This is a genomic window from Anatilimnocola aquadivae (assembly GCF_049819085.1).
Lineage (GTDB): Bacteria > Planctomycetota > Planctomycetia > Pirellulales > Pirellulaceae > Anatilimnocola.
Genome location: NZ_CP187419.1, coordinates 5,809,368 through 5,833,854, shown reverse-complemented (window position 1 = coordinate 5,833,854; position 24,487 = coordinate 5,809,368). Strand labels below are relative to the sequence as shown.

Genomic DNA, 24,487 nt, shown 5'->3' with positions numbered 1-24,487 from the left:
TGCGGGAATTGTAACCGCCGATAGTGAGTTAACAGACGACCCACCTTCCCACTCCCACCTGGAATCGTCCGCAGGCTGAGGTCCGCATGAAGCCTTTCGTCCTCTCATTCTCGCCGCAAACCGTTGCTCTGCTGCTCGTCGGTCTGTCGCTCACCACGGCTGGTGCGGAAGATCGTCCGTTGCGGGATTACATCGATTCCGAGGTTGGCACCGCCTGGCAACGCGAAAAGGTAACTCCCGCAGCCCCTGCGACCGATGCTGAGTTTCTGCGGCGGATCTATCTCGATCTGGCGGGCATCATTCCCACCTACGACGAAGCGGTCGCGTTTCTCAACGACAAGTCCCCCGACAAACGGCAACAACTGATCGACAAGCTGCTCGATCACCCGCGCTATGCCCAGCATCAGGCGGACCTGTGGGACTTGATTCTGTTCGGTCGCAATCCGCCCGGTTATGGCACCGACAAGCGAGACGGCATCCAGCGCTGGCTGCGGGAACAGTTCGCCGCCAATCGTCCCTACGACGAAATGATTCGCGACTTGCTCAAAGCCGATGGCAACTCGGTCGAGCAAGGGCCGCCGATGTACTACGTGCAGTTTCGCAATCAGCCCGAAGATTTGAATGAGAAAGTGACGCAAACTTTCCTTGGCGTGCAGTTGCAATGTGCCCGTTGTCACGACCATCCCTTTGACGATTGGAAGCAGACCGACTTCTTTGGCATGGCGGCATTCTTTGCGCGGCTGCAGGTCGTCGAGATTGGTAAGAAAGACAATCTTGCCATGTTCGCGATCGGCGAGAAGAACACGGGTGACGTGCTGTTCACCGGTCCCGCCAAGGATCAGGCTCCGGGCAAAAAGGGGGAACCCATCAAGCCGAAGTTTCTACACGGCGAAGGGCTGACTGAGCCATCGCTGCCGGCGGATTACAAAGAACCGAAGATGGAAGACAAGAAGCCACCGACGCCCCCGATGTTTTCGCGCAAGGACCAACTGGTCGAGTGGATCGTGAAACCGGACAACCCCTACTTCGCTCGGGCCATCGCCAATCGCCTTTGGGGGCAGTATCTCGGCCGCGGCATTGTGCATCCTGTCGATAATCTGAGTCCGGCGAACGAAGCGACCCATCCCGCGTTGCTCGATGCCATCACAGCCTGGCTCGTTGAGAAAAAGTTCGACTTGAAGGCGCTCACGCGCGAAATCGTAAACAGTAAGACTTATCAACTCTCCAGCAATGGTGCCACCGGCGAACCGCAGCCGATGTGGTTCCAGCATGCTCGCGTGCGACCTCTTTCGGCGGAAGAACTAGGCGAAAGTTGGCGCGTGGCGACGGGCTACGACGAAGCGACCAAAGATAAGCCTGCCGAGAAGAACCCTAGCCGGTTTCGTCCGCTGACGGGCGACTATGTGCTGCGCTTTTTTGGCCAGCCCAATAACGGCGTCGGTGATTTTCAGGGGGGACTGTCCGAGCATCTGTACTTCAACAACGGTCAGCTTGGCAGCCTGTTCGTGAATGGTCCGGGCAGTTTGATTGCTGCGATTGGCAACAAAGAGCAGCCTGCGGAAGAGCGTCTCGACCGACTGTTTCTGCAAACACTTTCCCGGCCAGCAACTGCTGCCGAGCGCGAGCGGTTTGCTGATTTCATGAACACCAAGCCCGATGATGACCGCTCACGCGATCTTGTCTGGGCCCTGCTGACTTGCAGCGAATTTCGCTTCAATCATTAAACGAAAGTGGGAGTAGGATCATGCCCCTGCGATGCAATCCCGGCGAACACTTCTCCCGCCGCGCGCTCATGCAGAGTGTGCTCGGAGTCGGTGCCGGTGGCGTGGTGATGAACTGGGGCGGGCTGACGCAGACCACGCTCGCCGAAGAAGTGCGCAAGCAGAAGAAGCACTGCATCTATCTGTTTATGAACGGTGGCGCGAGCCAATTTGAAACCTTCGATATGAAGGTTGGCCAGCGCACCGGCGGTCCCTTTCGCGAAATCTCGACCAATATTCCCGGGTCGCGCGTCTGCGAACTGATGCCCAAGCTATCGCAACAAATGGATCAGGTCGCGGTCATTCGCTCAATGAAGACCAGCGAAGTCGATCATCCGGGCGGCATCTATTTGATGCACACGGGCTATCGTCCCACGCCCAACGTCCGCTTTCCCGAATTCGGCTCGATCATCGCCAAGTATCAAGGAAGCGAGCAGACCGACCTTCCCAACTTCATCAAGATCTTCGGCCACGGTGATGCGGGCAGCGGGTTTCTCGGGCCGAAGTACCAGCCTTTTGGCATCAGCCCGGAAGGTTCGCTGCCGACATTTGCCGCCTCCAACATGCCGGTCGAGAAGGAACTCCGTCGTCACGAAGTGCGGGCCTTCCTCGAAGATCAATTTGCCGCTGCTCACAAAACGGAACTGGCCCGCACGCATCGCGAGTCCTACGAAGCCGCTCGTCGGCTAGGAAGTGCCCGCAAGGTCTTCAATATCGACGACGAGTGGGAGAAGAATCGCGAACTCTACGGCGATAGTGCCATGGGACGTCGCTGCCTGCTGGCTCGCCGATTGGTGGAAGCGGGGGTTCCGTTTATCGAAGTGGGGCAAAGCGGCTACGACACCCACGGAGACAATTTTACCGGGCATCGCGGCCTGGTCCCTTCGATGGAACATGCTTGGGCGGGCCTGATGACCGACCTGAAACAACGCGGCCTGTTCGACAGCACGCTCATTGTCTGGGCGGGGGAAATTGGCCGCACGCCGAGCATCAACAATCGCGCGGGGCGAGATCATTACGTGCGCTGCTGGACGGCGGCCCTCGCAGGCTGCGGCATCAAGGGTGGTCAGATGTACGGCGAGAGCGATGCTGACGGCGTCGAGGTGAAGAGCAACCCGGTGACGGAAGGGGATTTCTTCGCGACCATTTATCAGGCTCTTTCCATCGATCCCAAGGCGGAGAACTACACCGGCGTGCGACCCATTCCGCTGGCCCCGTTTGGCTCGAAGGTCGTCAGCGATTTGCTCGCGTAAGTGCATCACGGCGGATACCACGATGAACATCAACAATCCCAAGCTCCTGTGGCAACTCACCTGCGAAGGTTCGTGGCCTTCGGCCGTGGCCTTCGTTGGTTCCGGCCAGCGCATCGCCGCTGCCAACCAGGAAGGGCAGATCTACCTGTGGGACTTGCCTGCAGAACCTGGCAAGTTCGAGCCCGAGAAGAATAGCGAGCGCAAGGCACCCAACCACGATCCGGTTCGTCGCTGCGAGGGTCACACCAACGGTGTGACGCATCTGCGCTCCACCCGCGATGGCAAACTGCTCGTCTCGGCCAGTCTCGATCACAGTGTGCGGCTGTGGGATCCCAGCGCACCGGCCAGCGGCACCGCCGACGCCGTTCTCGATGGTGATCAACGCCGCAGCAAAGCCAAACGTGATAAGAACAAAGAAGCGGAGCTGCTGAAGGCTCCTGGCGTGAAGGTGGAAACCGTAACAACCCGCCGGGTGCTCGCGGGGCATACCGACTGGGTGATGGCCCTGGGCCTGAGTGGCGACGAATCTCGCCTCATCAGCGGCGATGCCCGGGCGGGAGTCATCGTTTGGGATCTGCCGGCCGCGAAGGAAGCCACGCGCTGGACTGGCCTACCGTGGAATTGGATTCGGGCCGCGGCTCTTTCCCACGATGGCAAGATGGCCATCGTCACCGAGAGTTGCGACAAGCACGACGACTTCGACATTCCTGCCGCCGCCCTGCGCACATACGATGCCACCAGCGGAGAAGTAAAGCACGACGTGATGAAGCTGCACCTGCCCAAGTACGATATCAAGGCCACCTCGTACGGCAGCGCGCAGGTCTGGCGCAAGTTTGTGTCCGCCGGTCTGATCGTCGCCGATATCTCACCCGATGGCAAACTGGCGGCGGTGGGGCAGGGTGGCGAAAACGATACCGGCAAGTTTCACCTGATCGACCTGGAGAGCGGCAAGGTCCTGCGCGAGATCGGCGGCCATCGCTATGGCGTGACCGATGGGCGCTTCTCAGCCGACGGCAAGTACCTGCTCTCGACAGGGCGCGATACCACGCTGCGCATCACCAACGTCGAAGATGGCAAAGAGATCGCGGCACTCGGCAGCCCGCGCGGTGGCCAATTCAAAGATTGGTTCTCGGCACTCGCCATCTCGCCCGATGAGCAAACCGTCGCCGTGGCCGATATCGCGGGGCTGATTCAGGTCTGGTCGCTCTCGAGTTGAGCGCTGACCCAACGGACGATCACCGCAGTTCGGCCGGCAGCATTCGTTCTTGGATGCGACGTAATTGTGTGATAAGTCAGTAGGACAATATTGACAACGAGTCACCACAAATAGATAATATCGGGAAGTTCTCTCGCAGTTTGGTTGTTGAGTCGCGCGTCCGCCGTGCGTGGTTGTGTTACGTCGTGCTCGCAGGACGAGTGGCTGTTGCGGTCGGGGTGCCTGTCCAAAAACCTGCCTGGTAGTTGGACAAGAAGGATGAGTTGCCAGTGTTGCTAAAGAGTCGCAAGCGATTCACCTGCAATCACTTTCGACGAAATACAAAAATCGGTGGCTGTCCAACAATCACCTGGGTTCTTGGACATTTCGGTGTGGTGAACGGCGACCAAAGCTCTGTGTAGCCATTCAGGCTGAGACTTTTAGGCAACCAGAAGCTCTCTCCTCGCTCACGCGTCGAGTTACCTGCAAGTCGAGTTACCTGCAACGCGCCTTCGCTGTCAGCGACGTGAAATGTTGCCGTGTGCGGACCAGACTCAATGGACGTTCGGTCGTGATCGTGTGCGAGGGAGTTGGTGGTCATCTAAGGGAGCTGAAAACGCCTTTGGTGTTTCCTAGACGGAGCTGAATCCTCCCTGTTCAGAGAGGGAAAATGGTTGCCAGAACGGTTATCAAACGGTTATCACCAAAACGACTTGATTGGCGGTTATCGAGGCTGTAACCGAATTGGAAATAAGAACTTAAGTCAAGTTTCGAGGCTTGAAAAATCGCGCAAAAAAGTTATCAACCAAAGGTTGTTCAACCCTGTTCACCCAGGTTGGTGAGCAGGTCGACGAAGGGAGGATGATTCGCCATTCTGCGACGACGAAAATGAAGCACGGCTTCGTTCTACGATGGGGTGCGAGCCAGCTTCCAGGCAGCGCGAATGAAATCGCCGCGAGTGGAACCGGTGGAGGGAAGTTGATCTGCAGGCAACTTCAATTCCTTGGCCAAGGCTTGCCAACGTGCCAGCTGGTCCGGCTCCAACGGCTTGTCGAGTTCAGCGGCATGCCCTGGGTAGGCTTCATAGTACTGGCCGTGAATGTTCTTGCCCCGTTGTCCGGACTTGAGGAAGGGAGCGTGCAGACCGTGGAGGCCACCGACCGAGCCCCACCATTGCACTGCGGCAAAGTCGGCCTGGCCGGGGCGAACATCGCTGACGTAGATCGTCGCGGAACCGTCGGCGTGGAGAGTTTGTTGTAACGCAGCTACTGGCACGTCTTGCACGGCAATCTCCTGCTTCGCGGCGATTGCCGCGGCGTGGCCTGCGGCTTGCCCGAGTGACATCCAGATCGGCTCCAGCCGGAGAGCGCAAAAGCCCACGTGGGACGAACTGACGGCCACGGGCACCAGCAGATTCGGGACATCGGTGGGGACGATCACGCCGTAGGGGATCTGGTAGGGAGGGACCGCGTTGTAGAACTCGCCGGTGTGCTTGCTGCCAAATCGCGGCCCGGGATGGAGCGTGCCGTGGCAGTTGTTGCCGTAGTCGCCCATCGCAATGGCCTCACGATGCAGCACGGCTCGAGCATCGCCTGGCGCCTGCGCGCTGTCTCGCTGTGTGTAGATGTGCTTCCCCTGCAGTCGCCGCGCTTCGCGTACGTAAAGCTGGGGCGGCATGTGGCCATAGGTCTCGAACTCATCCTGGCACCAGCCCCACTCACGAGCTTCGTCCTGAAACTTCTGGGGCACCTCGGAATCGTTTTGCAAGAAGTAGAGCAAGCCCACCTGATCGCGCACGTGCTCTTGGAAGACTTTGTGCCGTGCTGTGGAATCGCCATCGGGCCAAGCCAGGTTCTTGCCCGGCAACGAGAGTCGCACGAGGCCATTGGAGACATCGTTGATGTCGTACTTGCCATTCGGCAGTGGCGGCGTTTGTGCTTTGAAGATGCAACCGCTGGGATAGGCGAAGATCTTTTTGATGCTGCCGCTGGCCAGAATGGGTAGCACGTCGACAAAGTCCTCGCGGCGATAACCGGCGGGAGCTTTTGGCGTCACGCGGTTCGCTGGATCGCGCGTCATGATCCAGCGAAAGTTGTAGGCCTGCAGCTGACCGTCGGCTTCGTCGGGCGCAAGCGATTCGTTGAACTCAGCCTTTCCTTCGCGACCGACGCTCCAGGGAGTGCCGGCCATTGCCATCAAGTCGCCTTCGTAGGTGGCATCAATAAAGACTTTGGCCTGCCAGACCAGGCCCTTGAGATTACTGGGGGTAGTCACCTCCGTAAACGAAGCTCGCTGGATGCCGCCACTCGTCTTGTCGAGTTCGATGGAGTTGAGTCGCGTGCTTCGATACACGCTGATCTTCGGCTGCTCGGCGAGCATCGCCTGGAAGATCGTCAGGTTCACTTTGGGCTCGGCGAAGGTACCACGAAACGAATCGCGAACCTGCTGCGAGTCCGGCCCATTCGTTCTCACATAGTAAGCTTCCACGCGCTGGCTGAAATCGAGGAAGGCTCCGCTCAAGCCTTCAAACGTACGAAAATCCGTATGCGACAGCCCACACGTCACCAGCCCGCCGATTCTCGTTGTCGGTTCGACGAGCGTGACCGTCCGCCCCGCTTTCGCAGCGGCAACGGCCGCCGCGATTCCGCCCGGCGTGGCACCATAGACGAGCACGTCGGTCTGCATGGCAGGCAACGTGACCTGTTGTGCCGTGGCAGGCTGCGAGATGGCCAAAGTAAGGACGAGACTCACCAAGGCCAGCAAGCAGCGTTGGACGCTGCCAGCAGTGCGCGGGAAGGCGAAAGTCAGCATGGGGATTGGCTCACATTCGGAACGAGAGAGGTACGAGCAACCGGGCGATTATAGTCGCCAGCGCAGGGGCCTTCGATCAGCCCCGTGCTGGTGACCCGAATGGATGCTGAGCCGGGCAATCTGCCCTGGTTGCTGGGGCCGGGTTCGGTAACAATATCGGCTGCTCCGCAACGAATCTCCCTGGGGGATGCTATTCCCCGCTCGCCTGCAGGCCCGCAAGAAGAGACGGCTGGTACGAAAACTCATGAGCGACGGCCCCACCAAAAGTGTCACGACGCCGGTCGAATCCATCGTGATCGATCTGCGCAACCCGTGGGTCGCCGGTTTGCTTGCCTGGCTCTGGCCGGGGGCAGGCCATCTGTACCAAAGGCGTTACGGCAAGGGGCTCCTCTTCATGGGGTGCATCCTGTCGCTGTTTGTTTTTGGCCTGATTCTGGGCGATGGGCGCGTCGTCTATGCCATGCATCCGCCCGGTCAAGGGCAGCGCGAAGTGCGCGGCCGCTTTGGCGGCATGTTGACGAGGCTCGCCGCAATTGCCCCGCTGCCTTATTGGCTGCAGGCCGGTGTGGGTTTGCCCGCCATGCCCGCCATCTTGCAGCGCTTTCGTGCCGAGAAACATCAGCCGCCATTGTTTGGCGGCGTGATGGCTCCGCCGAACTCGCCCGACGAACTTGCCATTTGGCAACGCGACTTGAATCAGCGCTACGACATGGGCCTGCTCTACACGATGATCGCGGGCATCTTGAACTTCTTCGCCATTTGGGATGCGGCCGCAGGGCCCGCGCCGAGCGAACCGGTCGGTGGCAAGAAGAAAGACGACGAGAAGAAAAAGCCCGTCGAAGAAAAGACTCCTGTTACCGCATAACGGCGAACTATCATGATTCCAGATCTGCTGCTCGCCGCGTTGCCTTTTGGTCAGCTGTGGTATTACTTACCCCTGCTGGTTGCCATCAGCCTGGTGTACGGTGCCACGCGGCACGAATTGCCTGGGCCGATTTTGCGACAAGCGTGGAACACCGCCGTGTGGATGACCACGTTCATCGGCGCGATCTTCTTGATCATTCTCGTCCTCACGTGGATGGTATAGGTCGGCGATGGCGGAGGATCTGTCTGCCCTTGAACTGCCGGCCACCAATCTTGTGTCGCTCGCCGAGTCTCCTTGGGACGTGATCGTTATTGGCGCGGGGGCCGCCGGCTTGATAGCCGCGGCCGAGAGCGCGCAGCGAGGTCGACGGACGTTGCTCCTCGAAAAGAATCGCCGGCCGGGCGTGAAAATTTTGATCTCCGGCGGCACTCGCTGCAATTTGACGCAAGCGACGGACAAGCGGGGCATTGTGCAGGCCTATCGCGAACAGGGGCCGTTCTTGCACTCGGCTCTCGCGCTACTGGGACCGCCCGACCTCATCAAGCTGGTCGAAGATGAAGGGGTGCCCACCAAGCGAGAAGATACCGGCAAGATCTTTCCCGCCAGCGATCGCGCGCTCGATGTGCTGAAGGCCTTCATGCAACGCTTCGGGCGGAGCGGAGCCACGTTGGCGCTGGAGCAAAGTGTCGAGCGCATTGACCGCGATGGCGAGCAGTTCGTGGTCGTTGCGAATGGCACTTCGCTGCGAGCGGCCAATGTTTTGATCACGTCGGGAGGCAAGTCGTATCCAGGCTGCGGCACGACCGGCGATGGTTATGCCTGGTGCGAGTCTTTGGGCCATCGCATCATTTCGCCGCGACCGGCGCTCGTCCCCATCACCACGAATGATCCCTGGGTGCTGAAGCTTTCCGGTCTCACGCTGCCGGATATCGTGCTGCGGATTGCGGGGGAGCGAGACGAGGGTCGAGAGGCGGGCGTCGAGAGTAAGAAGGCGAAGAAGAAGTCGCCGTGGTTGGATGAGCGGCGTGGTTCGCTGCTGTTTACGCACTTCGGTTTGTCGGGGCCGGTGGTGCTGGATATCAGTCGGACCGTGACGCGGCATTCGCAGCCAACGAGTCTGCAAGTGAGCTGCGATTTTGCTCCGGATGTGAAAGCCGAAGACCTCGATGCGGGCATTCGCGATGTGTGCCTTTCCGCCGGTAAGAAGCAAGTCGGCGGTGTATTGCAGCATTGGGTGCCGCATCGTCTGGCGGAAGAGATTTTTGTGCTTGCTGGCGTGGCGACGGAACAGCGGGCGGCAGAACTTTCGAAGGCTTCGCGGGCCCAACTAGTACGCTGGATCAAAGACGCCCGCATTACTGTTTCTGGCACCCGCGGATTTGCGAAGGCAGAAGTTACCGCCGGCGGTGTCGATCTCGCCGAGGTCGATTCGCGAACCATGCAAAGCAAATTGGTTCCGGGTCTGTATTTCGCGGGCGAGATTCTCGATCTCGATGGCCCCATCGGCGGCTACAACTTTCAGGCGGCGTTCAGCACCGGCATGCTGGCCGGACAGTCTGTGTAGTAGACTGAACTCTTCTCGTCTGCTTCTGTGTCCCGCGAGCACGCACGATGGCGACCGTTCAACGCTTACCCGGACCGCGCGGCAATTGGCTGCTCGGCAGCTTGCCTGCCCTGCGGCAAGACATGCTCGGTTTCTTCGAGAACTGCCACCGCGAATACGGCGACGCTGCTTACTTTCGCGTTGGTCAGCGGCGCAGCATGCTGCTGAGTCATCCGGCCGACATCGAACAAGTGCTGGTCACCGACAACAAGCAGTTCATCAAGAATTTCGCCGTCAGCTTTTTCTTGCGGCCGCTCCTGGGCAATGGCCTGCTGGTGAACGAAGGGCAAGATTGGCTGCGGCAACGTAGGCTCATTCAACCAACATTCGCGCGACCACGACTGGAGTACTATTCGCTGTCGATGGTGGAACTAACGCGGCGGATGCTTTCGCAGTGGCGCGTGGGGGAAGAACGTGACCTAGCCCGCGAGATGATGCAACTGACGATGGCCATCGCCGGCAAAACATTGCTCGGCGTTGATGTCGGCAGTCGCTACGGCGAAGTGGTCGAATGCCTGGAAGCCGTGATGCGCGATTTTCTCGCTCGCTTTCGCAGCCCACTGCCGATTCCGTTTTGGCTGCCCACATTCGGCAATTGGAAACTAAAGCGGACCATTCGCCGACTCGATAGCGTACTGCAGCAGATGATTGACGAGCGAAGAGCAGCCATCGAAGGGCATGGCGAACTGCAAGGCGACTTTCTCTCGCTGCTGATCTCCGCGCGTGATGAAAACGACGGTCGCCCTCTTTCGAATCAACAGCTACGCGACGAAGTGATGACGATGTTCCTCGCAGGGCACGAGACCACAGCCAACGCACTGAGTTGGACGTGGTACTTGCTCGGGCAACATCCGGACGAGCAACGGCGCGTGCGGCAAGAAGTGGACGACGTGCTGGAAGGTCGCGAAGCCACGCCAGCCGATATGCCGCGCCTGGTGCATTGCGAACGAGTGATCAAAGAGGCGATGCGGCTCTATCCGCCTGCGTATGTCATCGGTCGCCGCTGCGAGCAGGATTGCATGATCGGCGAGCACTTCATTCCCGCGATGACGAACGTGCTGATGAGCCAATGGGTCGTCCAGCGCGATCAGCGCTGGTTCGATCATCCGGCCGAGTTCGCACCGGATCGCTGGACGCCCGAATTTGCGCACGCAATTCCCAAGTACGCTTACTTTCCCTTTGGCGGCGGCCCACGCGCCTGCATTGGCAGTCAATTCGCCATGTTGGAAGGGGTGCTGATCCTTGCCACAATGGCTCAGCGAATCGACTTGCAACTGATCGATCGCGAACCGCTACCCATCCTGCCAGCAATCACGTTGCGACCAGCGAAACCGGTGGGCATGCGCGTGAAGTTCCGCTGATTCAGAATCAAGCAGCCCGATGCGTCACCACGGGTACTTGCGCGAGCTACGGCAGTTCAAACACGCTCTGCGTTTTGACGATCGCGTAGTCGTCGGGGAACGTATGAAACGCCTGCACCATCAGGCTGCGAGAGCGGGTTTCCGCATTAATAAAACTGACGGCACCGAGCGCCATGCGGCCGCTCGCATCAAACACGTGCATCAGCCCGTTGTGCTGGCTGTCTTGATTCAACTGCTCTTGAAACGACCAGAAGACTTCCGGCGCGACAGGCTCCAGCTGATAGTTCATGTGATAGACAATGCCGCCGCGGCATTCGACGCGATCGTTGCGTTCACCCTTCAAGCGATACGAAAGCAAGCGACGCTTCTCGGGTAACGGATGTTGTGCCGAGCAGGCAACTTCGGTCAGCGTGAGTCCTCGATAACGCCACGTGATCACGTGCCCCGCGCTGGTGATATCGATCTGCGCCTTGTAATCGCCGCGTTCGAGCGTCTTCGAGGCGAACACTTCGAATAGCTCTGGGTGCAGCGCGCGACCGAATAGCTGAAAGGACAATTCGGCAACTTTGGGTCTAACTGAGAGCACGGTGTGCGTTTCCTACAGCGATAAGTCGTCGCCCGGTCTGGGCTGGTTGAGTCGCATTATACGTTCGAGTGCGTAGGCTCACAAAGCCACTTTCTCAGAGCAAAAGTTCGCCACTGAAATGTCTCTTGACAGTCTCAACAGCGTTACTTCGCACGGCCTCACTTCACTCGGCAACGAGCACCAGAATGTCGTACATCGCATGCGCGCCGACGACAATTCCAAAGCCTCGCAGCACAAACAACCAGCCGAAAAATAACCCGGCAGCAACGCGAAACAAAAAACTGAACCACGCGAACGAGTCACCATGTTGCGGACCAATCGTCCAGCCAAACAGCGACCACTCGAAACGATAATGAACGGCGGCAAACACGAGACTCGTGAGCAACAGCGCCGCGATGATACTGCCGCGACGATTGAGCCCCACTTGCTTGCCGCACCAGAGAAGTGCCGACAGGAGGAGCAAGCGAAACAACACTTCTTCGTACAAACCCGCGCCCAGGTAGCCGATGAATTTGGACCATACCGAGCGCGGATTCGTTCCTGCGAACAACCGCAAATCGCTAAGTTCCGCCGAGTTGATTTCTGTCGGTGACAGAACCCGTCCCATCAACTGCGCCAGAGCTAGCAGCGCCAATCCAAGTACCAGCGATTCGAGCCACATGATGCCGATCACGCGTCCCTGGAGCTTCCAAGGATCGTGCCGTACATGATGCCAGGCGAGTAGCACGCCACAAACCAACAGCGGCAATAGAAAATATTGACCAAAACCAAGCGCACCGAGCAACTGACGAATCCACACGTCTGCCGCGTTGCGTAACGCACCTTGGCCGAGCGTGAGTACACCGAGTTCGTAAGTGAGCAGAATCGGCGCGACAAACAGCAGCGACGTCAGCGGTCGGCGTGAAAGCTCCCAATAGCTCTCACGCGACGAAGCGGGTGCGACCGACCGCGAATCGGTCGATTGTTCGGTTCTCTTGGTCCCAGCATCCACTGCACCGACCATGCTCGACTTGAATCCCTTCCGCCAATCTCTACTTATTCTGGCTGCAGACCAGGCACCACGGCGCGCGTCGGCTGACGCGTAGTGACATCGTGCGACAAGATCTTTTGCTGACCGACAAAGAAAGTGCCGAAGTCGGCAACCCTCAGATTGTGAGTCTCGGCCGCGCGACCGTCATCGACGTTGGTTACCGTGACTGGTCCCGTGGCCGTGTGCAGAATCTTACCAGACTGCAGGTCGCGTGCGCGGACCCAGCCTTCACCCGAGACCCAGAACAAGTGCCCTGGCGTGCATTCGAACACGTCATCGCCGACAGTCACCAGTTTGAGTTCATGCTTGGGCCTGATCATCGTGCGCATAACCGGTTTGTACGCCAGTTCGCCTGTCTCGACATCGCGTGCCAACACCAGATCACCAATTCGCAGGTTCTCAATCGAAGTGGGACCTTGATCGGTCCAGATCGGTGTGCCGGCGGCAAAGCAATCGTAGCGTCTGGTAACTGACCAGGAAGTGGGAGTAGCCGTCGGCGAGATACTAACTACGGGAACATCTCGAGAGACAAGTCGATTGACTTCCCTTGAATAGTTGCTGACCACGCCCTTTTGTGAGAGAGGTGCATCGTTCAGTTCCGACCACCACTTCCACCAGGCAGCGGCATCGACGCCAAGCTGTTCGCCGGTAGCCGCACTTAGCACTTCACCAATGCGTTGATTTCTCTGCGCATTCAAGGCATTCTCAGCAGCGACGTTGCGTTCCGCTTGCGCTTGGCGAGTCTCGACGGTGCGAAACATTTGATCTCTCAAGTCGGCCTGCGTTCCTGGCGAGGACCGACCAATACGAGTCCCCGTCACGATTTGGTCACTCACCACAACTTCGTGCTGCTGAGCCCCCTCTCGCCAGAAGGCCCGCCGTGTGGCAATGGCACCATTGGGTAACAACACGGAACTCACTCTCAATTCCACGGGTGAATACATGGCGGAAATGAGCAAGGGCACAAACGCGGCTTGATCGCGATCCTTGAGCAAGGCCATCGCCGCTTCGCGAATCTTTGGCGAAGGAGAAAGGACCGCCTGACGAGCAATCAGATCGGTTGCAGTCGGGTCGGAGATTCTTTCGCATACCTTCAGAACCAGCAGTTGATGTTCCTCACCCCGAGGTGCAAACACGGATTGCAGCAACGACAGTAAACCCGCGTCACGAATCGCCAGCACCTCATCAACGGCAGCAGTGCGCTTTTTGGTATCGGGCGAAGTGACTTGTGCGGCCAACTGAGTAATGTTGGGTAGCCACCGCGTGTGAAGCTCACGCAGGGCTGTCTGCCGTTGCTGTTCGCGGGCTAAAGCCTCTTTGTCAAACCATTGGTCATTCACGCGGACCATACCCAGGCGCGTGCGCACTTCGGTTTGTGTCGAACCTAGATCCAACAAGCGATTCAAATGTGCTCGCTCTTGCTGCTTCAGACTGTGCTTCAGGCACCAATCTGCCAATTGCCGATTGCCGTTGGCATCGTCCTTCTTGGTGGCGCGCAGAGCCTGATACTCACGAGTCAACTGCGCTTCGCGTGAAGTGGGTTGAGCGTCGACCGCTTGCCACTTGCCATCGGCCGAGCGAACTTGGCCCAGATACCAGTGGGGCAGCGGCGATTCGGGGTCCGCTTCGCTCGCCTGCCGTAACAGTTGCTCGCGATCGGCAGTCAAACCATACACTTCGCGCTGGAGCGCTTCGCGTACGGACTCGACCGTCTTTGCCTCCGTCGCGGCTCGCTTTTCAGCGGGCACATCGTCGGGAGTCGCCGCCCAAGTCACAAGCGGCGTGACCAAGAGAACAGCAACCCATAGTCGCCCATAACTTCGCTGTACTGCCTGCGTTGCAATCATCCTTGCCTCCAGAGCCGATCAACTCGGCCGTAAGACGTTGCCCCTGACGCTCATTAGTTTACGCGACTACAAACGTGCCGCGTATATGTATCATCACTTAAAGTCACCAGAAAATTTCTGAATCACTCTGGTAGCAAGCCGGGAACGATGGCTCGCGTTACTCGCTTTACAGTGTTGTCGTGCGATAAGATCTTCTGCTTGCCAATAAAATAGGTATTGAAGTCGGCAACGACCAAGTTGTACGTCACGTCGACAGTTCCCTCGCGAAGTTGCTTCACGTGGATTGGTCCATCCGCAGTATGCAGCAGCATGCCACTGCGCAAATCGCGGGCCTTTAGCCAGCCTTCGCCCGAGACCCAGAACAAGTGACCGGCACTGGTCTCGAAGGATTCATTGCCGGCATCCAGTCGCAGCAATTGACCTTTCGGTCGAACTGTGGTGCGAAGTACAGGCTTATAGGTCAATTCCCCGGTGTCGACATCGCGCGCTAGAACGCAATCGCCAGGACGAACCTTTTCGATAGCCAGCGTTCCCTGTTCGGTCCACACCAGCGTGCCCGCAACGAGGCACTCGTGCCGCGGTCCCCGAACTTGCCCATCAGGTATAACTCCTGGACCAAGGTCGGAAGTCAATCCAGTCGACGCATCGACTAATTGAACCTCTCGTGTGTGAGCGATGGTATTCACGTATTTGCTACCGGCTACGAACACCTCATTTTCGTTGCTCCACCAAGCCCACCATTCATCGGGCAAAGCTGGGAGTTTGACACCCATGGTCTCCGAAAGGACCCAACCGATGCGATCGTTGAGCGCTGTCGTGAGTGCCCGCTGTCGCTGTGCTGCTGTATCGAGTGCGGCGGCCTGAGTTTGCGCATCGGCAATGGCACGACTGGCTGTCTCGTCGCGATCACCACCCGGGCGAGCAATCCGTTGGTATTGAGTTTCCAGCACCAGCAGTTCTTGATTCTCGGCTCCCTCGCGTAAGAACTCGTGGCGATAGGCTAACCGACCATTCGGAAGCGCTGTCAATGCCACGCGAGAAACCACGGGCGTGTACATCGATGAAATCAACATCGGAGCGTAGTGATCTCGTTTGCAGGCTTTCAACTTTTCGACTGCTGCCTGCCGTACTCGCAGCGAAGGGGAAAACACCGCATGCCGAGTAATCTCTACAACTGCCTCCGGCCTGTTAATCTTTGCCGTGATCTCGAGCACGAGCATTTCCTGCGACTCGCCTTGCTGGCCGACAATCGCTTGCAGCGTACGGAGAGCTTGCCAGTCTTCGATTTGCTTCAGGTGTTCGACGGCGTACAGTCTTTTGGATTGGTCACTCGAGCTCAGCAATTCCCCGAGTTTCGCAATGATCGGCGTCCATTTAGCCGCAGCTGCCCTGGCCGCATCATCGCGTTGCTGCAAGTTACGTCGATCGGCGATTGAAACCCATTCGCTACCCATGCGCATATGTCCCAAGCGAGCCTGCGCCACGGGATGGTGGGGAGACAGATCGCAGATCCGCGCTAGATGCACTCGCTCCTGTTCGGTCATTTGATGCTTGTTGCACCAATCGGCCAACTGCATTTGTCCGGCAATCGAATCCCCGGCCGACGCGCGACGTTTTTCGTATTCCTTGAGCATCATCTGCCGGCGCTGGTCGGGCTTCGCACCAACCTTCAGCCAATCGCCTGAGCCGAGTTTGACAAAGCCTTGATTCCAGCGAGCCGGACCAAACTCGGGTGCGGTCGAGAATGCCTTCGCGAGCAAGTCTTCCCGGTCCGCGTTCATGCCATAGACTTCGCGCTGCAGCGCTTCTCGCACCGATTGGGCCGCTGCGGTCGAAGCAGCGTCCGTTGGTCGCTCTGGGGTGGCAGCTTGAGTGATCGTCCCTGGGGCAATCAAAAACAACAGACAAATTGAGATACGGAAGTCAAACCATCTCTTCTTCATCACTGCCTCCCTTGCAACTGCAAAAAGAAAACGCCGCCCAATCATCGACAAACAGCTCACACGCTCGAGATCGAGTGTGTGAGCTGTTTGTCGATGCCGTTTTGATCTTGGCAGGTGGATGAGGTTGGCTAGCTGGCTTATTCCGCTTGCAAGCCGGGCACGATGGCGCGCGTAACGCGACGGACCGTGTTATCGTGCGAAAGCACTTTTTGATTACCGACGAAGTACGTGTTGAAGTCGGCCACCACGAGATTGTGCGTCACGGCGGTCTGTCCGGGCTCGACGTTGGTGACGCGCGTCGGACCATCGGCGGTGTGCAGCACCATGCCAGGTTTCAGCTGGCGGGCTTTGACCCAGCCATCGCCGGAAACCCAGAACAAGTGGCCACCACTGGTTTCGTAGGTCTCACTGCCCGCTTCGATGCGCAGCAACTTACCCGTCGGGCGGATCGTTGTTCGCAGAACAGGCTTGTAGGCCAGTTCGCCGCTCTCAACGTCGCGCGAGAGGACCAAATCGCCAGCGCGGAGTTTTTCGATAGCGACTTGTCCCTGCTCGGTCCACACAGGCGTACCGGCTAGTAGACAATCTTGAGCACCGCCCCCGTTGCCGCCTTCATCGGGCACCGCGTCGGCCACAGCCACGCTGCGCGAGACAGTAATCGTGTCGACCGGCTTCGAGCCAACGAAAAAGACCTCATTCTCGTTGTTCCACCAGGCCCACCAGTCGTCGGGAACGGCCGGCAACTTGGCACCCGTTGCTTCGCATAGAACCCAAGCAATTCGATCATTCAGTGCCCTGGTCGCCGCGTTCTGGCGTTCGGCCTGACGTTCCAATTGACTCGCGGTTTCTTGGGCTTCGAACATGGCCATCGCGCGGGCATCGGCGGCGGTGCCTCCCTGGTTGCGACGGCGATACTCAGTATCGAATTGCAGCAATTCTTGCTTCTCTGAGCCTTCTCGCAAAAAGGCGTGACGATAGCCGATTCTTCCGCTGGGAAGTGCCACAAGCGAGACTTGCGACACGACGGGCGTGTACATCGAAGACACAAGCAACGGCACAAACCGATCTTGCTCGGCGGTCTTGAGGTGCTCGGCAGCCGCTTTGCGAACTTCCAGCGAGTTCGAAAAGACGGCCGATCGCGCGATCGCTGCGGTTGCTTCTGGATCAGTCATTTGCGCCGCGATTTCGACGACGAACAATTCGCAGGCTTCGCTCTTTGTCGCGACATACTTTTCGAGTGTCGGCAAAGCGGCGGGATCGACAATCGACTTCAACTGATCACGGCCAAACAAGCGAGTCTTCTGATCCGTCGAATCAAGTTGTTCGGCAGCCTTCTTGACGATCGGCGTCCACTTGGCGGCAGCCGTGCGAACGGCTTCTTCACGGCGCTGGTTCTTTTCGCGTTCCTCACGACTGACCCAGTCGCGACCGCTACGGGTGAAACCCAGCCGCTGACGTGCCGCCGGATGATCGGGAGACAGCTCGCACACCCGCAGCAAGTGCACGCGTTCTTGCTCACTGAGGTGGTGCTTGTCGCACCAATCGGCCAGTTCCATCTGCCCCGCAACAGTGTTCGCCGCCGCCGCTCGCCGCTTCTCATACTGCATCAGGAGAGCTTGCCGGCGAACATCCGGCTTATCGCCTGCCTTGGTCCACTCACCGGTAGAACTTCGCACGTAGCCTTGATGCCAGCGAGCCGGAGCGAAGTCCGGATTTGCGGCCTCGGCTGCCGAAAGTAACGTCCGGCGGTCGCCATCGAGTCCGTAGACTTCGCGCTGCAAGGCTTCACGAACTGCCTTGTCGGCAACCAAAGCGGCGCTGTCGCCAGTATCAACGGCTCTAGCGACGCTGGCGGTGAAGAAACAGCCGACCACACAAAAAGAAGAAAGAAAACCTGCACCAATACGCGAATTCAACGCTAACGCGCTCATCGCAGCCTCCGATAGAAGCCCCTGTTCCAAGACGAGTTGTTGCTACGCACAACAGTGTGACTCAAGCGACGAATGCCGCTGGGCAGGTCACGACTGGCCTCATGTGCTTTGGCAACGTGTTTGTTATAAGCAGCGCGAAATCGCGATGCAAACAGAATGCGGCTTAAGGCTAACTGATTTTTGGAAAGGATCGATGTGTGACAATCGATGCGTTGTTTCGTCCGTGGTTGAATCAACTTTTGAGCAAGAGCATGGTGAACCCACTACGGAGATGCGAGCAGTTGCTCGAACTCATCTTCGGTGAGGATCTTTACACCCAGTTTAGTGGCCTTTTCGAGCTTACTGCCCGCTTCTGCGCCGGCTACGAGATAGTCGGTCTTGCTCGAGACGCTCGATGCTGCCCGGCCGCCATGCTGGGTAATCAGGTCTTCAATCTCGTTTCGCTTGTACTTGGTTAGCGTTCCCGTAACGACGATGCTCTTGCCGGCGAAAACTCCTGTCGGTGCGGCAGCTTTCGGCTTCATGGTTTCTTCGAGCCGCAATCCGAGGTTCTTCAGATCGTTGATGATCTCCAAGCCATACTCGCTCCGCAGAAACTCGTAGACGCTGGCCGCGATTGCGGGGCCAATCTCATTCACTTCAGCGAGCGACTCTTGCGATGCGGCCTGGAGTGCATCGATGCTGCCATAGTGCTCGGCCAGTAGTCGGCCGCCCCGTTGTCCGACGTGGCGAATCGAAAGCGCACTCAATAATCGGGCTAGTCCGCGAGATTTGCTCGCTTCAATACCCGCGAGCAGCTTCTCCGCTGACTTTTTCCCCATTCGCTCCAGCTTTAGCAGCGGGGCCATCGAGAGGCGATAGAGATCGCCATACGATTTGACGAGGCCACTTTCCACGAGTTGCTCGACCAGTTTATCGCCGAGCCCTTCGATATCCATCGCATCGCGCGAGGCAAAGAAGCGAATTCGTTCCTGCACCTTTGCTGGACAAATCGGATTCGGGCAGCGGATGTAAACACCACCTTCGTCCTTAATGAGTTCTGTTTTGCATTCGGGGCAATGCGTAGGAAAAACGAACTCGGGCAATTCGGTAGTCCGCTCGTGCTTCTCGACGCGGACGATGTGCGGGATGATCTTGCCAGCCTTCTCGACAATGACCATATCGCCTTCGCGAATATCCTTGCGGCGAATCTCATCGGCGTTGTGCAGGCTCGAACGGCTGACGACCGTGCCGGCAAGTTGCACAGGTTCGAGTTCTGCGACCGGCGTGATCGCGCCGGTCTTGCCGACTTGAACCGTGATCTTGTTGACGCGCGTTTTTGCTTCGTACTTTTCAAACTTATAGGCAATGACCCAGCGAGGGCTTTTGCTGCGCAGGCCGAGTCGTTCGCGCTGCTGGTAGTTGTTCACCTTCAGGACGAGACCGTCGATCTCGAACTCGAGTTCATCGATCTTCTCGATCATCTGCTCGCAATGGGCCAGTGCTTCGTCGACGTCTTTGCAAGAGCGGACGAGCGGAGTCGGTGTCAGGCCGTAGGAGGCGAGATCTTTTAAGAACTCGATATGGTTTTCGACTTGCAGACCTTCGCAATAGCCAACGCCATGTGCGAAGAATCGCAGCCGCCGCTGCGCACACTCGCGCGGATCGAGCAGGCGAATGCTGCCGGCCGCAACATTGCGCGGATTGGCATAGGCGGCTTCACCTCGCTCTGCCTGGCGTTCGTTGAGTTTCACCAGGTCGGCATTGGTCATGTAGACTTCGCCGCGAATCTCCAACACTGGTGGTGGCGAGCCCTTCAAGCGACGAGGCACATCCAAAATCGTCACGGCATTGTGCGTGATGTCGTCGCCCACTTGACCGTTGCCGCGAGTAGCTGCGCGTACAAGCCTGCCCTTCTCATAAGTGAGCGAGATCGCGGCACCATCGATCTTGTATTCGACGACCCACTCGACCGGCTCACCGTCCAAGGCTTCCGCCGTGCTTTGGGCGAACCTGCGAACGGTAGGGATATCGTAGGAGTTCTCGATCGAGAGCATCGGCACGCGATGCTCGGTTTGGTGCAACCCTTCGACCGGCTTATCGCCAAGTCGCTGCGTGGGGCTGTCTTCCGTAACAAGGTCGGGATTCGCTGCCTCCAACTGCTGCAGTTCCTGCATCAGCTTGTCGTATTCCAGGTCGGAGATCTCCGGCTGAGCCTGGGCGTAATACAGCTCGTCGTGCCGGCGAATATCCTGGCGAAGCTTGGCGATTCGGCTGGCAGGCGAAGTCATAAGCGGCTCGCGATCAGGGGAGGAAGGGGGCGCAGTCGTTGAGCAAGAAGATATCGCGCCGCTACTGCAGATAGTAGGCTGCAATCAATTCTTGCTGGCCAGCTTTTTGGCTTCGTCGCGGCGAGTCCAAAAATCGTCGGTGCCAATTGCAGCAAAGGTGAGCACCGCCAGGACGGCCAATTGGCCGACCATGATCTTCAGGCCGTGATGTTCCATGAACGACGTCAGGCCAGGATCATCGGGCAACATCGGATCGAGCTTGCGAAAACTCATCACCGTGTAGGCGCAGGCCGTGACGGCAAACATGAGTCCCACAACCATCAAGGCGGCATAGAACGGGTTGATGATTTTCACGTGCAATGCTCAGCCCGGAGGCCACTGAAGATGTCGACCGCCCAAAACGTGAAAATGCAGATGATCGACGCTTTGACCGCCATGCGGGCCGCAATTGGCAACCACGCGGTAACCTTCGGCCAAACCTAGCTGCCCGGCGATCTTTTGAATCACCAGCATGAGATGACCGAGCAGAGCCTGATCTTCTTGCAAAGCGGCCGCCAAGTTCACGATCTCTTTTTTCGGGATCACCAGCACGTGCGTCGGTGCTTGCGGGTTGATATCGGGAAATGCCAGACACAACTCATCTTCGTAGATGAGTTTGACGGGGATCTCTTTGTCGATGATCTTTTTGAAGATGGTTTTAGACATGCCGGCAAGTTTTCTGTCTTTTGGTGGCCCGACGCGTCAACGAGGGAGAATTATCCCTTAAACCGGCCCACGACGAGAGAGATGTTCTGCCCGCCAAAGCCGAAGCTGTTGCTCAGGGCGATGTCGCACTTTGCCTGGCGAGCGACGTTGGGGATATAGTCGAGATCGCAATCGGGATCGGGGTTTTCGTAGTTGATCGTTGGTGGCAACACGTTGTCGCGAATTGCCATCAGGCAGACGATGGCTTCGGTCACACCGGCAGCAGCGATCAGATGCCCCATCATGCTCTTGGTGCTGCTCACGGGCGTTTGCATCGCCCGTTGGCCAAAAATCGTTTTGCAGGCGAACGACTCCACGCGATCGTTGACCGACGTGCTTGTGCCGTGAGCATTGACATATTGAATGTCGGCTGGAGTGATGCCGGCATCTTCGATGGCCATCTTCATGCAGGCGATGGCACCACGACCCTCGGGGTGAATATCGGTGATGCGATAAGCATCAGCAGTGGTGCCGTAGCCCAATATCTCGCCCAGGATCTTGGCGCCGCGACGCTTGGCGTTTTCGAGTTCTTCGAGCACAACGACTGCGCCGCCTTCACCGAGCACAAAGCCATCACGCAGCCGATCAAACGGACGCGAAGCTTTGGTAGGGTCATCATTGCTGGTCGAAAGTGCGGTGAGCAGGTTGAAGCCCGTCACGCCGAATGGGTGAATCATGCTGTGAGCACCGCCGGACAGCATCACATCGGCATCGCCGCGGCGAATGATTTCGGTGGCTTCGCCAATGGCCTGACTGCTGGCCGCACACGCGGTGAGACAGTTGGCATTCGGACCTTGGGCGTTGAACATGGCTGCCAAGTGGCTGGTCGGCATGCTGGGCTCTTGCTCCACTTCCTGCACAGGACTGAGCGTTTCGAGTCCCACTCGCATGTACTTGGCCAGATCGACACCCTCAGGCGTCAGCGAACTGGTAAGCATCCGCGAGAAGGCGATAAAGTCTTGGGTTCCTTCACCACAACCGAGGTAAACGCCAAACCGCGTTGGATCGAGATTCTTGTCGTCCTGCACGCCGGACATTTTCATCGCTTGCTTAGCGGCACCAGCGGCGAAGCGCGTATGGCGAGCGCGTTCGCCCCAAAGTTTGGCGTCTTCACCGGTATCGGTGATGTCCCAATTCTTGATTTCGGCGGAGATGCGGGTGGGAAAGCGACTGGCATCAAAGACGGTCGTATAGCCGACGCCTGATTTGCTTTCCTTCAGGGCGGACCACATGGTCTCAACATCGTTGCCCAGCGGATTGATACAGCCAATGCCGGTTACTACTACACGCCGTTTCATTTCGTGTCACCCATCTTCGGTCAGAGGCCAAATTCCGTCAGGCCAACTGGGAATCGTGAATGATCTCCCAGTGTTAATCGCTGGCAAATCGTATCTACAACAGACCAGCCGCTTCGTAGGCCGCCCGCTCTGCCTTGAGGTAGGCTTCAGGCGGTTGGATCGGCTGACCCTGCACGTCTTTCCCTACATCATACAGGTGAAAGGACCGCAGCATTACAAGGAAGTCATCCGGTTCAAAGAGCGGCCCCTCGGGAAACCGGTCGTCGAGAAAGGCGAACATCATCTCGGCTTCGGCCTGCAGTTCGTCGCCGATGTGGGACGTAATGCTGGCGATCGCGCCATCTTTTTGCACGTCTTGCAGCACGGCGCTATAGCGGAGCGTATCGCCCGATTCGGCTGGGCGATGAAATACCGCTTTGCCAATCTTGGCGAGCACGACGCGTTCGCTAAAACCGCTAATCTCGCCGACCAGAATGCCCGCAGTCTGGGCCATTCCTTCGATGATGAGCGACGAAGGCATGACGGCATAGCCGGGCAGATACGAATCATTCTGCTCTTCCGACATCGTCACATTCTTGATTGCGACCGCGCGTTTGCCCCGTTCGAATTCCAGAAATCTGTCGATCCAGTACCAACGCATGGTCGTCTACTCAACTGTTAGTTATCGTCGGACATCCGCCATTGGAGGGCGTGGCAGCCGCCCTCCTTCCGGGCCTAAACTAAGCCGCGTTTACCTTGCTCTCGACGTAGCGGCACAGATCGCCGACTGTCATCAAGTTGCTGAATTCGCGGACGTTCGGATTGGCCTCGAACTTGGTGAAGTCGACGAACGGCATGCGTTTCTTCAGTTCCGTGATGCCGGCAGGAGTTACCTTGCCTTCTTTCACGTAATCAGCGTTAGTGAGGATGTCTTCGGGCGAGAGTTCCTTGCGGGGAATTTCGATGCCGAAGGCCTTTTCGAGCTTGAACACAATATCGAGGAAGTCGATCGACTCAGCGCCGAGATCGCCAACCATCGTGGCCTGCGGAGTGACTTCGTCTTCGTCAACGCCAAGAGCATCCACCAGGGCGGCTTGCACCTTCTTGTAAACTTCGTCTTTCGTGACTGCCATGGGAATCGATTCTCCGAAACTAAAAAGGGTGGCAACCGTCCATCATCGGGTTCCGCCGAGGACAATCCGTAGACCTCAAGGCTGCGCGGAAACCAATTGTGTCTTCAAATGCAGGGTGGTGGAGTCAGGGCTTTTGCTTTCCGCGTCGGCTGCAGGCTGCATCAAACGCTGAAAAACCTTCCTCATCCATTGCCGCAGGTAGTGATCGCTTTGCGCGCGAGCCGGGAAGCGATCGCCGATATTGAATTTTTCGAGGACCAAGCGGGCCGACACGGCGACGTTGCCGTCAATCGTCCCTTGCGCTTTGATCGTGGCAGACGTTTCGTCCTGCTTGAGAAGTTCGGCAGTGACAACCAGCTCTTTGCCGGGTTCCACAAAGCCGCTGTACTTCACATTTCTGGCTTCTTTTAATAGCACGGCGGCATGCTGAAAATCTTCCGAGCTGCGCACGAGCCACATGCCCGCCTGATACATCGTTTCCAGCATCAACACGCCCGGCATCACCGGGAAGCGGGGAAAGTGGTCGCGCAGGTAATCTTCCTCTGGCCGAAGTAACTTAACCGCGGTGATCTTCGCCCCAGGCTGCAGGTCGATGATGCGATCAAGTAAACAAAACCGCATGGTTGGCATTCCCGAGCGGAGGGTAACCACCTTCCGCAACTACAAAGTCTGTTGATTTAGTCTGTCTGCTTGCTGGGCTGGCAATCCCAAGCCCTGAGCAACCGAGTATCGACAGGGTGACAGCCGTTCTCGCGAATCCCAGGGACTCGCGCGACAAAAGCTCGCCAAACTGTCATTCTCCGCATTATCGGTAAAGTCCGCAACTATAGCCCCCTTCGCGAATTACCACAACGGATGATTAGCTGGCAAGGCTCCTG

General features: G+C 58.0%; 20 protein-coding genes. 7 read left to right on the top strand and 13 right to left on the bottom strand.

Annotated elements, in window-relative coordinates; genetic code table 11:
* The first annotated feature begins 86 nt into the window (after positions 1-86).
* From NA78x_RS22850 to NA78x_RS22840, 3 genes are read left to right on the top strand one after another with little or no spacing between them, the layout of a single operon-like run.
* Positions 87-1,724 (top strand): DUF1549 domain-containing protein, encoded by a 1,638-nt coding sequence (locus NA78x_RS22850; RefSeq protein WP_425614699.1) that lies wholly within the window; start codon positions 87-89, stop codon positions 1,722-1,724.
* 20 nt (positions 1,725-1,744) lie between these two features.
* Positions 1,745-3,013 carry a DUF1501 domain-containing protein gene (locus NA78x_RS22845; RefSeq protein ID WP_425614698.1) on the top strand — a complete coding sequence of 423 codons (1,269 nt, stop codon included), beginning with the start codon at positions 1,745-1,747 and terminating at the stop codon, positions 3,011-3,013.
* Between the two features lie 22 nt (positions 3,014-3,035).
* The gene (locus NA78x_RS22840) at positions 3,036-4,229 is read left to right on the top strand and encodes a WD40 repeat domain-containing protein (protein ID WP_425614697.1); all 1,194 of its coding nucleotides are present in this window, start codon (positions 3,036-3,038) and stop codon (positions 4,227-4,229) included.
* Positions 4,230-5,114: 885 nt separating this feature from the next.
* On the opposite strand, the gene NA78x_RS22835 is transcribed toward NA78x_RS22840, so the two are convergent.
* Positions 5,115-7,019: an FAD-dependent oxidoreductase gene (locus NA78x_RS22835; protein WP_425614696.1), complete on the bottom strand. Its 1,905-nt coding sequence runs from the start codon at positions 7,017-7,019 to the stop codon at positions 5,115-5,117.
* 244 nt (positions 7,020-7,263) lie between these two features.
* Between NA78x_RS22835 and NA78x_RS22830 the strand changes: the two genes are divergently transcribed.
* Genes NA78x_RS22830 through NA78x_RS22815 form a run of 4 tightly spaced genes read left to right on the top strand, consistent with a single transcriptional unit; the run spans position 7,264 to position 10,848 of the window.
* Entirely contained in the window at positions 7,264-7,884 is a 621-nt protein-coding gene (locus NA78x_RS22830; protein WP_425614695.1) for a DUF6677 family protein, read from the top strand.
* 12 nt (positions 7,885-7,896) lie between these two features.
* Positions 7,897-8,106, top strand: a complete 210-nt coding sequence (locus NA78x_RS22825) for a hypothetical protein (protein ID WP_425614694.1) — start codon at positions 7,897-7,899, stop codon at positions 8,104-8,106.
* 7 nt (positions 8,107-8,113) lie between these two features.
* Entirely contained in the window at positions 8,114-9,448 is a 1,335-nt protein-coding gene (locus NA78x_RS22820) for an NAD(P)/FAD-dependent oxidoreductase (protein ID WP_425614693.1), read from the top strand.
* A 47-nt stretch (positions 9,449-9,495) separates the two neighbouring features.
* Positions 9,496-10,848 (top strand): cytochrome P450, encoded by a 1,353-nt coding sequence (locus NA78x_RS22815; protein WP_425614692.1) that lies wholly within the window; start codon positions 9,496-9,498, stop codon positions 10,846-10,848.
* 46 nt (positions 10,849-10,894) lie between these two features.
* On the opposite strand, the gene NA78x_RS22810 is transcribed toward NA78x_RS22815, so the two are convergent.
* The 12 genes from NA78x_RS22810 to NA78x_RS22755 form a co-directional block, all read right to left on the bottom strand.
* Positions 10,895-11,434 (bottom strand): DUF2617 family protein, encoded by a 540-nt coding sequence (locus NA78x_RS22810; RefSeq protein ID WP_425614691.1) that lies wholly within the window; start codon positions 11,432-11,434, stop codon positions 10,895-10,897.
* A 163-nt stretch (positions 11,435-11,597) separates the two neighbouring features.
* On the bottom strand, positions 11,598-12,437 hold the full coding sequence (locus NA78x_RS22805) for a CPBP family glutamic-type intramembrane protease (RefSeq protein WP_425614690.1): 840 nt from the start codon (positions 12,435-12,437) through the stop codon (positions 11,598-11,600).
* A 32-nt stretch (positions 12,438-12,469) separates the two neighbouring features.
* Complete coding sequence (locus NA78x_RS22800) at positions 12,470-14,311, bottom strand: polymorphic toxin-type HINT domain-containing protein (protein WP_425614689.1); 1,842 nt, start codon at positions 14,309-14,311, stop codon at positions 12,470-12,472.
* A 122-nt stretch (positions 14,312-14,433) separates the two neighbouring features.
* Positions 14,434-16,254 (bottom strand): polymorphic toxin-type HINT domain-containing protein, encoded by a 1,821-nt coding sequence (locus NA78x_RS22795; RefSeq protein WP_425614688.1) that lies wholly within the window; start codon positions 16,252-16,254, stop codon positions 14,434-14,436.
* Positions 16,255-16,391: 137 nt separating this feature from the next.
* Complete coding sequence (locus NA78x_RS22790) at positions 16,392-18,185, bottom strand: polymorphic toxin-type HINT domain-containing protein (protein ID WP_425614687.1); 1,794 nt, start codon at positions 18,183-18,185, stop codon at positions 16,392-16,394.
* Positions 18,186-18,448: 263 nt separating this feature from the next.
* Complete coding sequence (ligA, locus tag NA78x_RS22785; protein ID WP_425614686.1) at positions 18,449-20,455, bottom strand: NAD-dependent DNA ligase LigA; 2,007 nt, start codon at positions 20,453-20,455, stop codon at positions 18,449-18,451.
* A gap of 84 nt (positions 20,456-20,539) precedes the next feature.
* Positions 20,540-20,809: a hypothetical protein gene (locus tag NA78x_RS22780; RefSeq protein WP_425614685.1), complete on the bottom strand. Its 270-nt coding sequence runs from the start codon at positions 20,807-20,809 to the stop codon at positions 20,540-20,542.
* A 9-nt stretch (positions 20,810-20,818) separates the two neighbouring features.
* Positions 20,819-21,160 carry a histidine triad nucleotide-binding protein gene (locus tag NA78x_RS22775; protein ID WP_425614684.1) on the bottom strand — a complete coding sequence of 114 codons (342 nt, stop codon included), beginning with the start codon at positions 21,158-21,160 and terminating at the stop codon, positions 20,819-20,821.
* Positions 21,161-21,210: 50 nt separating this feature from the next.
* Positions 21,211-22,497 (bottom strand): beta-ketoacyl-[acyl-carrier-protein] synthase family protein, encoded by a 1,287-nt coding sequence (locus NA78x_RS22770; protein ID WP_425614683.1) that lies wholly within the window; start codon positions 22,495-22,497, stop codon positions 21,211-21,213.
* Between the two features lie 94 nt (positions 22,498-22,591).
* Positions 22,592-23,137 (bottom strand): 3-hydroxyacyl-ACP dehydratase FabZ family protein, encoded by a 546-nt coding sequence (locus NA78x_RS22765; protein WP_425614682.1) that lies wholly within the window; start codon positions 23,135-23,137, stop codon positions 22,592-22,594.
* A 79-nt stretch (positions 23,138-23,216) separates the two neighbouring features.
* Positions 23,217-23,609 (bottom strand): acyl carrier protein, encoded by a 393-nt coding sequence (locus NA78x_RS22760; RefSeq protein WP_425614681.1) that lies wholly within the window; start codon positions 23,607-23,609, stop codon positions 23,217-23,219.
* Between the two features lie 75 nt (positions 23,610-23,684).
* Positions 23,685-24,230: a 3-hydroxyacyl-ACP dehydratase FabZ family protein gene (locus NA78x_RS22755; RefSeq protein ID WP_425614680.1), complete on the bottom strand. Its 546-nt coding sequence runs from the start codon at positions 24,228-24,230 to the stop codon at positions 23,685-23,687.
* Positions 24,231-24,487 lie beyond the last annotated feature (257 nt).

Excerpts from the sequence above, each read along its gene's own strand:
- NA78x_RS22850 (WP_425614699.1), top strand. The coding sequence starts at position 87 with ATGAAGCCTTTCGTCCTCTCATTCTCGCCGCAAACCGTTGCTCTGCTG.
- NA78x_RS22845 (WP_425614698.1), top strand. The coding sequence starts at position 1,745 with ATGCCCCTGCGATGCAATCCCGGCGAACACTTCTCCCGCCGCGCGCTC.
- NA78x_RS22840 (WP_425614697.1), top strand. The coding sequence starts at position 3,036 with ATGAACATCAACAATCCCAAGCTCCTGTGGCAACTCACCTGCGAAGGT.
- NA78x_RS22835 (WP_425614696.1), bottom strand. The coding sequence starts at position 7,019 with ATGCTGACTTTCGCCTTCCCGCGCACTGCTGGCAGCGTCCAACGCTGC.
- NA78x_RS22830 (WP_425614695.1), top strand. The coding sequence starts at position 7,264 with ATGAGCGACGGCCCCACCAAAAGTGTCACGACGCCGGTCGAATCCATC.
- NA78x_RS22825 (WP_425614694.1), top strand. The coding sequence starts at position 7,897 with ATGATTCCAGATCTGCTGCTCGCCGCGTTGCCTTTTGGTCAGCTGTGG.
- NA78x_RS22820 (WP_425614693.1), top strand. The coding sequence starts at position 8,114 with ATGGCGGAGGATCTGTCTGCCCTTGAACTGCCGGCCACCAATCTTGTG.
- NA78x_RS22815 (WP_425614692.1), top strand. The coding sequence starts at position 9,496 with ATGGCGACCGTTCAACGCTTACCCGGACCGCGCGGCAATTGGCTGCTC.
- NA78x_RS22805 (WP_425614690.1), bottom strand. The coding sequence starts at position 12,437 with ATGGTCGGTGCAGTGGATGCTGGGACCAAGAGAACCGAACAATCGACC.
- NA78x_RS22800 (WP_425614689.1), bottom strand. The coding sequence starts at position 14,311 with ATGATTGCAACGCAGGCAGTACAGCGAAGTTATGGGCGACTATGGGTT.
- NA78x_RS22795 (WP_425614688.1), bottom strand. The coding sequence starts at position 16,254 with ATGAAGAAGAGATGGTTTGACTTCCGTATCTCAATTTGTCTGTTGTTT.
- NA78x_RS22790 (WP_425614687.1), bottom strand. The coding sequence starts at position 18,185 with ATGAGCGCGTTAGCGTTGAATTCGCGTATTGGTGCAGGTTTTCTTTCT.
- ligA (WP_425614686.1), bottom strand. The coding sequence starts at position 20,455 with ATGACTTCGCCTGCCAGCCGAATCGCCAAGCTTCGCCAGGATATTCGC.
- NA78x_RS22775 (WP_425614684.1), bottom strand. The coding sequence starts at position 21,160 with ATGTCTAAAACCATCTTCAAAAAGATCATCGACAAAGAGATCCCCGTC.
- NA78x_RS22770 (WP_425614683.1), bottom strand. The coding sequence starts at position 22,497 with ATGAAACGGCGTGTAGTAGTAACCGGCATTGGCTGTATCAATCCGCTG.
- NA78x_RS22765 (WP_425614682.1), bottom strand. The coding sequence starts at position 23,137 with ATGCGTTGGTACTGGATCGACAGATTTCTGGAATTCGAACGGGGCAAA.
- NA78x_RS22760 (WP_425614681.1), bottom strand. The coding sequence starts at position 23,609 with ATGGCAGTCACGAAAGACGAAGTTTACAAGAAGGTGCAAGCCGCCCTG.
- NA78x_RS22755 (WP_425614680.1), bottom strand. The coding sequence starts at position 24,230 with ATGCGGTTTTGTTTACTTGATCGCATCATCGACCTGCAGCCTGGGGCG.